Genomic DNA, 9,891 nt, shown 5'->3' on the forward strand with positions numbered 1-9,891 from the left:
CCGCTCACCCCACCACCCGCCGCCGCCCGGCGACGGGCCGCCCGCCGCCGCGCCGGACGCGACCGCGCCCGGAGCGACCGGCTCCGGAGCGACCGGCGACCGGACCGCCCCCGCCGCACCCAGGCGGCGCGACGCCTACTTCGACAACGTCAAGTTCTTCCTGATCATGCTGGTGGTGCTCGGCCACGTCTGGGAGGTGTTCCGGAAGGACAGCAACGCGGCGAACGCGGCCTACACCGTCGTCTACGCGTTCCACATGCCGCTGTTCGTGTTCGTCTCCGGTTACTTCTCCCGCGGCTTCATGCGCTCGACCGACAAATTCCGCGGCATTTTCCCGACGCTGATCATCCCGTTCGCCATTTTCAACGTCCTGTACCGGCTGCTGGTCTTCATCAAAGTCGATGAATTCCGGTTGCACCAGTTTTTCCGGCCGCAGTTCCTGATGTGGTTTCTCGTCGCGCTCGTGCTGTGGCGGCTGAGCGCGCCGCTGTGGGCGCATTTGCGGTATCCGGTCGCCACGGCGGTCGCGTTGAGCCTGATCGCCGGGAGCTGGAGTTTCAATTCCGATCCGACGCTGTGCCGGGCGGCCGGGCTGCTGCCGTTCTTCGTCCTGGGCCTGACCATCGCTTCCGGGCCGGGCGGGGCGGGGAGCAGGCCCGGGCCCGTCGAGGCCCTGCGCAGCCGCGGCTGGACGCGCTGGGCGGGCGCGTTCGTGCTGCTGGCCGCGCTTCCGGTCGCCTACGTCTGGGAGCGCGGGACGGTCGTCCCGAAGATCGAGCACGGGGTCCGGCTGTGGAACCGCGGCTACGAGCAGATGGGTTTCAGCATGCCGGAGGGCGTGTCGTACCGGCTGCTGGCCATGGTGTTCGCGCTCGTCCTCGGTGCGGCGTTCCTCGCGGCGGTCCCGCGCGGGCGGGCCTGGTACACCCGGCTCGGGACGCGGACGATGTACGTCTACCTCCTGCACGGCCTCGTCATCAAGCCGCTGCAGTACGGCGGCGTCCTCGACGACCCGTTCTTCCGGAGCCCGGCCGGGCTCGTCCTCGTCACCGCCTGTGGTCTCGCCCTCGGCGTGGTCCTCACCACGGCCCCTGTGGTGCGGTTGACCAGATGGGCCATTGAGCCCGAAGCCCGCCGGCTTCTGAAGCCCTCACAAGGCACGACATAAGTTTTTGCCTACACTTGCGGGTATAGTCCAGAATCACCGAGTAGTCGATTGGCCAACGCGTGAGCAGTGACCACACCATCTCCTTGAGCGTCATCGTGCCCGTGCACAAAGTGCAGGGGTACATCCGGCAGTGCCTCGATTCCATCCTTGACCCGGACATTCCGAACCTAGAGGTCATAGCGGTCGATGATCATTCGCCGGACGGCTGCGGGGAGATTCTGGACGAGTTCGCCGAGCGCGACCCGCGCGTCCGGGTGCGGCACCTCGAGGAGAACGTCGGGCTCGGCCACGCCCGCAACATCGGCCTCGACATGGCGACCGGCGACTACGTCTGGTTCTTCGACAGCGACGACTACGCCACCGAGGGCGCCGTCCGCGCGATCTACGACCGGCTCGCCGAGACCCGTCCCGACGTGCTCGTCTTCGACTACGCGCGCTCGTACTGGAACGGCAAGGTCAAGCGCAGCATCATCAACCACCTGTTCCGCGAGCCGCCCGCCCCCGACGTGTTCACCCTCGAAGAGCGCCCGAGCGTCCTCGAGATGATGATGACCGCGTGGAACAAGGCGATCCGCCGGGAGTTCCTGCTCGGTCTCGGGCTGCGGTTCAGCGGCGGCTACTACGAGGACGTCAACGTCACCTACCCGATCCTGATGGCCGCCGAGCGGCTCAGCCTGCTGGACCGGGTCTGCTACATCTACCGGCAGCGCCGGCACGGGGCGATCACCAAGACCACCGGCGCCAAGCACTTCGACGCGTTCGCGCAGTACGACCGCATCTTCGAGTTCATGGACGGGATGGGCGCCGCCGCCGACCCGTTCCGGAACCTGATGTTCGATCGGACGATCTGGCACCTGCTCGTCATCATCGAGCGCGAGGACCGCGTCCACGAGTCGGAGAAGCCGCGGTTCTTCGCCGAGATGTCGAACACCTACCACCGGCACGAGCCGGACGGGCACGTCCCGCCCGACCCCGAGGACAAGCCGTACCTCGCCGACAAGCACCGGGCGATCAAGGCGAACGACTACAAGGGGTTCGTGCGCGTCCGGGCGACCGAGTCCAAGGTCAAGACGACCAAGCGGCGGACCCGCAAGGTCGGCCGCCTCGGCAAGCGCGGCGTCCGGGCCTCGAAGGACCTCGCGAAGGACCGCTACTACCAGATGCAGCGCAAGCTGCCGATCGACGAGAACCTCGCCGTGTTCGCGGCGTACTGGTACCGCGGGTACGCGTGCAACCCGGCGGCGATCTACGAGAAGGTCCGCGAGCTGGCCCCGCACATCAACCCCGTCTGGGTGGTGAAGCCGGGCGCGCGGCCGACCATGCCGGACGGCGTCGAGTACGTCGTCACCGGGTCGGCCGACTACTACCGGACGCTCGCCCGCGCGAAGTACTTCGTCAACAACGTCAACTTCCCCGACTTCTACGTGAAGCGGCCGGAGCAGGTGCACCTGATGACGCAGCACGGCACGCCGCTGAAGAAGATGGGCCTCGACCAGATGGAGTATCCGGTCGGCGCGAACGACATGGACTTCAAGGCCCTGATCAAGCGCTCCGACCGGTGGGACTTCCTCATCTCGTCCAACCCGCTGTCGACGGAGGCGTGGCAGCGCGGGTTCCCCTGCGGCTACGAGATGCTGGAGATCGGCTACCCGCGCAACGACCGGCTGGTGACCGCCGGGCACGACGCGGAGCTGCGGGCCAGGCTGCGCGACGAGCTCGCCGTCCCCGACGGCGCGACCGCGATCCTGTACGCGCCGACGCACCGCGACTACCAGCGCCGCTACAGCCCCATGTTCGACATCGGACGGGTCATGGAGCAGCTCGGCGACGACCATGTGCTGCTGCTGCGGGCGCACTACTACTACAAGATCAAGAACATGGCGGCGGACATGGGCTGGCCGGAGGACCGGGTCATCGACGTGTCCGGGCACCCGTCCGTCGAGGACCTCATGATCGCCTCGGACGTGCTGCTCACCGACTACTCGTCCGTCATGTTCGACTACGCCAACCTCGACAAGCCGATCGTGATCTACGCCAACGACTGGGAGACCTACCGGCTCACCCGCGGCGTCAACTTCGACCTGATGGAGACCCCGCCCGGCGTCGTCGCCGCGACGGAGGACGAGCTGGTCGACGCGTTCGTGTCCCGGGCCGCGTGGAGCGACGCCGCCGCCAAGGACCGCGCCGACTTCAAGGCCCGGTTCTGCCCGTGGGACGACGGGCACGCGGCCGAGCGCGCCGTCCGGCGGATGTTCCTCGGCGAGAAGGTCCCGAACCCGCCGCAGTGACCCGCGGCCGCCCGCGGCGCCCCGCCGCGCCCGCCGCGCGAACCCGCCGTCCCCCCGGCCCGGCAACGCCGCCCGGCCGGCCGAGTGATCGAAGGAGTGGGCCGCTTTGCCCGCCAGCAGGATCAGCGTGATCGTGCTCTCCCACGGAGCCGGGGATTCCCTGGACGCCACCCTGGAGTCGCTCGCGGCCCAGACGCACGCCGAGCTCGACGTCCTCGTCATGGACGACGGCGCGGGCGCCACCGCCGAGACCGCCGTCCCCGACGACCGGTTCCGCATCGTCCGGCAGGGCGCGCTGAGCCGGGGCGCGGCGCGCAACCTGGGCGTCGAGGAGAGCGACGGCGACTTCCTGCTGTTCGTCGACGGCGGTGACGAGCTCCCGGCGGACGCGGTCGCGACGCTGGCGGCGGCGCTGGAGCGGTCCGGGTCCGACATCGCGGTCGGGCGCGACGCCGTCCGCGCCTGGACGGGCCAGGTGTCGCAGTGGCGTCCGTGCGAGGCGATCGCCGCTCCCGCCATGGGCACCGACCTGCGCCACAGCCCCGACCTGATCCGCGACCGGACGATCTACGGAAAGCTGTTCCGGCGCTCGTTCTGGACGGCGACCAAGCCGGCGTTCCCCGACATCGGACGGTACGACGACCTGCCCGCCACGATCCAGGCGCTGCATCTCGCCGCGTCGATCGACGTCCTGCCGGACGTCGTCCTGCACCGCCACAACGACCGGTTCGCGCCGACGACGGAGGCGCAGGAGATCGCGGACGGGTTCGGCGCCGTCACCCTCGCCACCACCTGGCTGGAGGAGTACGGCCACGCCAAGTCGCGGCAGCGGTTCCAGCTCCTCGCCGTCGACGAAGACCTGCGCGTGTTCCTGGACGCGCTGCCCGACGTGCCCGCCGGGGAACGCGACCAGGTCGTCGCGCAGGCCGCCGCGTACGCGTCCGGGGTCCCGGCGAAGGTGCTCGCGGACGCGCCCGCGCTGACCCGGCTGAAATGGCACCTCGCGACCACCGGGCACACGTCCGAGCTGGTGAAGGTCGTCCGGTACGAGCGGGGGAAGGCGTCGCCGTCGATCGTCCGCGACCCGCTGCGCCGGTACGTCGTGTACCCGTACTGGAAGGACGCCAAGCTCGGCGTCCCCCGCGACGTCTACCGGGCCCGCGACGAGGTCCGGCTGCGGGGCCGCGTCCACACGGTGGCCTGGGACGGCGACCGGCTCACCGTCACCGGCGAGGCGTACATCAACTCCGTCAGCAACCGGCGCCGCTGGACGTCGGTGAAGACGATGACGCTGCGGTCCGGCAAGCGGAGGATCGTGGTGCGGGCCCGGCAGGTCCCGAAACCCGGGAAGAAGTCCGGCTTCTCCGGGTTCGAGTTCGGGTTCGACGCGGCGCGGCTCCGCGACCGCGGCCGGTGGGTCGAGGGCGAGTGGGACGTCGAGGCGTCGGTGTTCAACGCGGGCGTGTTCCGGCGGGGCCCGCTGCGCGGCGGCAGCTCCGGCAGCGGCGCGCACCCGCCCTACCGCTACGTCACCGATGACGTCCGGGTCGTCCCGCTGATCGAGGACGGCCGGCTCGTCGTCAAGGTCGAGAAGGTCGTCGTGAAGGCGACGGCGCTGCGCTGGGACGGCGACGCCCTGGTCATCGAGGTGACGGCAGCCGGGAAGGCGCCGCGGGAGCTGGAGCTGACACTCGGCGACGACCGCATCCCCGTCCCCATCACCACCACAGAGGACGGGTTCACGGCGCGCGTCGACACGGGAGCCCTCGAAGGCTCCCCGATCCCGCCCGACTGGATCGACGACACCCGCGACTGGACGGTCTCCGTCGACGGCCGCCCGCTGGTCCTCGCCGAGGGCGTGGACGACGTCGAGCGGACGTTCGGCACCCTGGAGGTCGGCGCGGGCCGCGGGCCGAGCGGCTACCTGCGCATCCGCCGCACCAGTACCCGTCTCGTCGTCGACGACTGCGCCTGGCGCCCGGACGGCACGCTGACGCTCACCGCGACGCACACCGCCCACGACGGCGGGCAGATCGTGCTGCGCGGCCGGGGCCGCCGCAAGGACTACGCGTTCGACCTCGTCGCCGATCCAGCGTCCGGCGTCCTGCGCGCGGAGGTGCCGGTGGCGGCGGTGCCGAGCGTCGCGGGCGTCCTGCCGCTCCGCCCCGGCCGCTGGGACGTGCTGTTCCGCCCGCCGGGCGGCCGGGCGCTGACCGTCCGGCTGACCGCGCCCGCGCAGCAGCGCCTGCCGGGGCCGCTGGAGGTGGCGCGGCGCGGCTACGAGCTGGAGGGCAGCGACGGGCGGCTCGCCGTGTCGGTGACCGGCGACGTGTCCCAGGAGGAGAAGAGCGAGGGCGCAAAGCACCGTGAGGAGGCCCGCCGCCGCGTCGACCGCGACGGGCTGCGCGACGCCGTCGTGTTCTCCTGCTTCAGCGGACGCCAATACTCCGACAGCCCCAAGGCCGTCCACCAGGAACTGCTGCGCCGCGGCACCGACCTGGAGCAGCTGTGGGTGGTCAACGACGCGCAGGTGGAGCTGCCGAGCAGCCTGCGGGCCGTCCGGCTGAACGGCAGGGAGTGGAACGAGGCGCTCGCCACGTCCCGCTACATCGTGACGAACCACCGGCTCGGCGACGCGTTCCGGCGGCATCCGGACCAGGTCGTCCTGCAGACCTGGCACGGCACCCCGCTGAAGAAGATCGGCAAGGACATCAAGGAGGTGCACTTCGCCTACACGCCCGGGATGAAGAAGGCGCTGCAGTCGAAGTCCGCCGGGCCCTCGGTGCCCGAGTGGAGCCATCTGCTGTCGCCGAACCCGTTCAGCACGGAGATCTTCCGGCGCGCGTTCTCGTTCAAGGGCGAGATGCTGGAGGTCGGCTACCCGCGCAACGACCTGCTGCACAGCCCCGAGGCCGGCGCGGTCGCCGCGCAGGTCAGGGCACGTCTCGGCATCCCGGACGGCAAGCGCGTCGTGCTGTACGCGCCGACGTGGCGCGACGACCAGTACTACAGCCGCGGCCGGTACAGGTTCGACATGCGCCTCGACCTGGAACGCGCGCGGGCGGCGCTCGGCGACGACCACGTCCTGCTCGTCCGGCTGCACACCAACGTGGTGGACGGCGTCGCCGAGGACGAGCACGGCTTCGTCCGGGACGTGTCCCTGTACCCCGACATCACCGAGCTGTACCTCATCTCCGACCTGATGATCAGCGACTACTCGTCGGTGATGTTCGACTTCGCCAACACGGGCCGTCCCATGCTGTTCTTCACCTACGACCTGGCCGACTACCGGGACCGGCTCCGCGGCTTCTACTTCGACTTCGAGGCCGAGGCGCCCGGCCCGCTGGTCGAGACGTCCGACGACCTGATCGACGCGATCCGCGACGTCGGGTCGGCCACCGCCGGCCACCGGGACCGCTACCGCGACTTCGTCGACCGCTTCTGCCCGCTGGACGACGGCAAGGCCGCGTCCCGGACCGTCGACAGGGTGTTCGGGACGTCCGGCTGAGCGGCGTCAGCCCCGCTCCGCGTCCACCTTCTCCCGGCTGTCCTCTTCCAGGCTCTCCTGGACGGGCGCGGGCCGCGGCGGCGGAAGCACCGCCAGCCCGAGCGCCACGCAGGCGAACGGGACGGCGGGCAGCACGTACCGGTAGTCGAAGTCGGCCGTCGCCGCCGGGATCACGAGCAGCGCCAGGCTCGTCCCCCACGGGAGGAGGGCGCCCGTCCCCCAGTGCCAGGCGGCGCGGCGCGGACGCCACCGCCCGCCGGACCGGAGATACAGCAGCCCCCCGCCGAGCCCACCAAGAAGCAGAACGCCAAGCACAGTGCCCGGCAGCACGACATTGTCCTGATAGGCCAGCATCCGTCCGGCCCAAGGCTCGACGACCCTCGTCCGGCCACTGCCACCGGGGTCGTACTTCGCCGCGATCTCCGCCTGCTCGTCGGCCCACGCCTCGCCCTCGGGGAACTCGTACTGCCGCCACGTCCACGGCGTCGGATACGGCTTGCGCTCCCACTCGAACGCCCGGAGCGTGTCGTGGACGACGACCTTCGCATAGTCGACGGGCTGCGCCTTGATGGCCTCCCGCGAGAACTCGCCGGCGAGCCTGTTGCCCCGCTCCCCGTAGATCCAGCCGGGGATGTCGCGGAACGCGGAGTCGGCCGTCCACATCGCGGCGAACGGCCGCGAGATCCGCGGATCACTGCGCTCCGGGCACATGATCTCCAGCTCGGGCCGCGGGTCGATGACCCCGCAGTCGGCGAACGTCGCGGTGCGCGCGTACAGCCACACCTGCTCGGCCTTGGCCAGCTTGTACTCGCCGTACGCCGAATGGAACCAGAGCATGTATCCGGCGACCGGCACCGCGAACGCCGCCACGACCACGCCGCAGGCCCGCCACCCCGCCCGCCGCAGCGCCATCGCGACGACGATCACCGCGATCAGCGGCAACCCCGCCGTCCTGGTGATGCCCGCGAATCCCGCGAGCAGCCCGGCGAGCGCGGCCAGCCACCATGTCGTCCGGCGCCGCCACAGCACCGCCGCCACCGCCGCGAGCAGCAGGAACGCGAAGAACGAATCCGACATGAGCATGTGCTCAAGAGCGACCTGGTGCACCGGCAGCAGCACCGGAACCGTCAGCAGCGCCCCGAGCACGCCCACCAGCCGGCCATTTCCGTCCGGCCAAGCCGCCCGCCCGGCACGCCAGACCAGCGCATAGACCAGCACACCCGTGAGAAGCCCGACGGCGTGCTGCACAGACACCATCAACGTGAAGCTGTGGAACGGCTTGATCGCCCAGAGCAGCAGCGCGTACCCGGACGGACGCGTCTCGCTGGGCTCGAACTCGACCGCCGCCGTCAGGTATCCGGGCGAGTCACCGAACCACATCGGCGACGGATACCCCATCACCGCGACGACCCGAACGGCCGCCGCCACCGCCAGTACGCAGGCGAAAGGCAAGTGAAACAGGACGGGCCGGACAAGCATCACCAGAAGCTACCCACGGTCACGGTGATCATCCGTACGCACAATCACGAGTCGGAGACAATGCCGGAGTCCACAACCGGACAGCCGATACCATCGGACGGCTTCCGACGACGAAAGGGCACTCCATGGCGAACTTCACGCTCGACGACGTTCGGCAACGGACGTACAAGGCGCGTGACGCCTGGTGGACGGTTCTCCTGGTCGACCCGCTCGCGTCCAGGCTGGTCAAGCTGACCGCCAACCGGACGCGGGTGACCCCGAACCAGCTCACCGTCGGGGCCCTCGTCCTCGGCCTCGCGGCCGGCGCCTGCTTCGCCGTGGCCTCCTGGCCGTGGCTGCTCGCCGGCGCCCTGCTGTACCACCTGTCGTTCACCCTCGACTGCATGGACGGCAAGATCGCCCGCCTGAAGGGCACCGGCTCGGTGTTCGGCGCCTGGCTCGACTACATCTTCGACCGCGTCCGCGTCCTGGCCTGCGCGATCGCCCTGATGGGCGGCCAGTACCACGCCACCGGCAACGAGGCCTACATCTGGACGGCCCTCGCCGTCGTGTTCCTCGACATGCTCCGCTACATGGACGCCCTGGAGATCTACAAGATCCGCGCCCAGATGCGCGACACCCTCACCGCGGCCCGCGAGGAGGCGCACTCCCTGGAGGCCGCGGCCCAGCGCGCCAACGGCCACGTCGACGAGGACCTCCGCTCCGCCGAAGGCGCCTTCGCCGACGACCCCGAAGCCGACATGGAGGACCGCGTCGTCGGCGACGACCCCGCCAACGCGGCCCTCCAGAGCGGCTTCTACCGCCGCTTTCCCTGGTACATCCGCGTCCGCAACGTCCTCATGGCCGGACGCATCCGCCCGCACCTGTTCAGCGGCATCGAGTTCCAGATGGGCGTCTTCATCGTCGCCCCCATCGCCGCCGCGGCCATCTCCGGCGCCATCATCCCGGTGGTCGCCGCCAGCGCCGCCGGCCTCCTCACCTTCGAACTCATCATCATCTACAAGTTCTGGCTGGCCGCCCGCGACTACAGCCGCAACCTCACCAACCTGAACACCAAGATCACCGAATACCGCACCCAGACCCCCGGCGACCTCACCACGACCCCCGCCACCACCGGCTCCGGCTGACCCGGGGCGGGTCAGTTGGAGGTTCGGTGGGCCGTGACGAGGAGGTATTCCCAGTTCAGGGTGAAGGGGGAGGTGGATTGGGTGTGGTCATGGGCCAAGGTCGTCAGGGCTTGGTCCAGGGCTAGCACCCTTTCTGGATCTTCGGCTATGTGGCGGTACGTGGCGATGGTGGGGCCGTAGTACGCCTTGAAGTAGTCGCGGAAGTCCTCGGGCTTGCCGAACGCGTCGACCTGGAGTGTGCGGCGCTCGGTGGTGATGTCGGTGACCCGGTCGCCCAGCAGGTTCTGGACGTGGCCGGGGTCGCCCCAGAGCGGCGGGGGC

The 9,891-nt window shown here is 70.2% G+C and carries 5 protein-coding genes and 1 pseudogene; 4 read left to right on the top strand and 2 right to left on the bottom strand.

Annotation, left to right across the window (positions count from 1 at the left end; translation table 11 throughout):
- The 3 genes from E1287_RS39520 to E1287_RS39530 all read left to right on the top strand — a co-directional run.
- Positions 1–1,168, top strand: a 1,168-nt coding sequence (locus E1287_RS39520) for an acyltransferase family protein (protein ID WP_131970641.1), incomplete at its 5' end; no start/stop codon positions are given.
- A 59-nt stretch (positions 1,169–1,227) separates the two neighbouring features.
- Positions 1,228–3,456: a bifunctional glycosyltransferase family 2 protein/CDP-glycerol:glycerophosphate glycerophosphotransferase gene (locus tag E1287_RS39525; protein ID WP_207934739.1), complete on the top strand. Its 2,229-nt coding sequence runs from the start codon at positions 1,228–1,230 to the stop codon at positions 3,454–3,456.
- Positions 3,457–3,562: 106 nt separating this feature from the next.
- Entirely contained in the window at positions 3,563–6,964 is a 3,402-nt protein-coding gene (locus E1287_RS39530) for a bifunctional glycosyltransferase family 2 protein/CDP-glycerol:glycerophosphate glycerophosphotransferase (RefSeq protein WP_131970643.1), read from the top strand.
- A 6-nt stretch (positions 6,965–6,970) separates the two neighbouring features.
- Here E1287_RS39530 and E1287_RS44385 read toward each other — a convergent pair whose 3' ends face one another.
- The gene (locus E1287_RS44385) at positions 6,971–8,392 is read right to left on the bottom strand and encodes a hypothetical protein (protein WP_165969424.1); all 1,422 of its coding nucleotides are present in this window, start codon (positions 8,390–8,392) and stop codon (positions 6,971–6,973) included.
- 176 nt (positions 8,393–8,568) lie between these two features.
- Here E1287_RS44385 and E1287_RS39540 point away from each other — a divergent pair, with 176 nt between their 5' ends.
- Positions 8,569–9,570 carry a CDP-alcohol phosphatidyltransferase family protein gene (locus tag E1287_RS39540; RefSeq protein ID WP_131970644.1) on the top strand — a complete coding sequence of 334 codons (1,002 nt, stop codon included), beginning with the start codon at positions 8,569–8,571 and terminating at the stop codon, positions 9,568–9,570.
- A gap of 11 nt (positions 9,571–9,581) precedes the next feature.
- On the opposite strand, the pseudogene E1287_RS44390 reads toward E1287_RS39540, so the two are convergent.
- Positions 9,582–9,891: pseudogene (locus E1287_RS44390) on the bottom strand (UDP-N-acetyl glucosamine 2-epimerase); the annotation flags it as partial.

Origin of the sequence: Actinomadura sp. KC06, from assembly GCF_004348735.1 — a bacterium.
Lineage (GTDB): Bacteria > Actinomycetota > Actinomycetes > Streptosporangiales > Streptosporangiaceae > Spirillospora.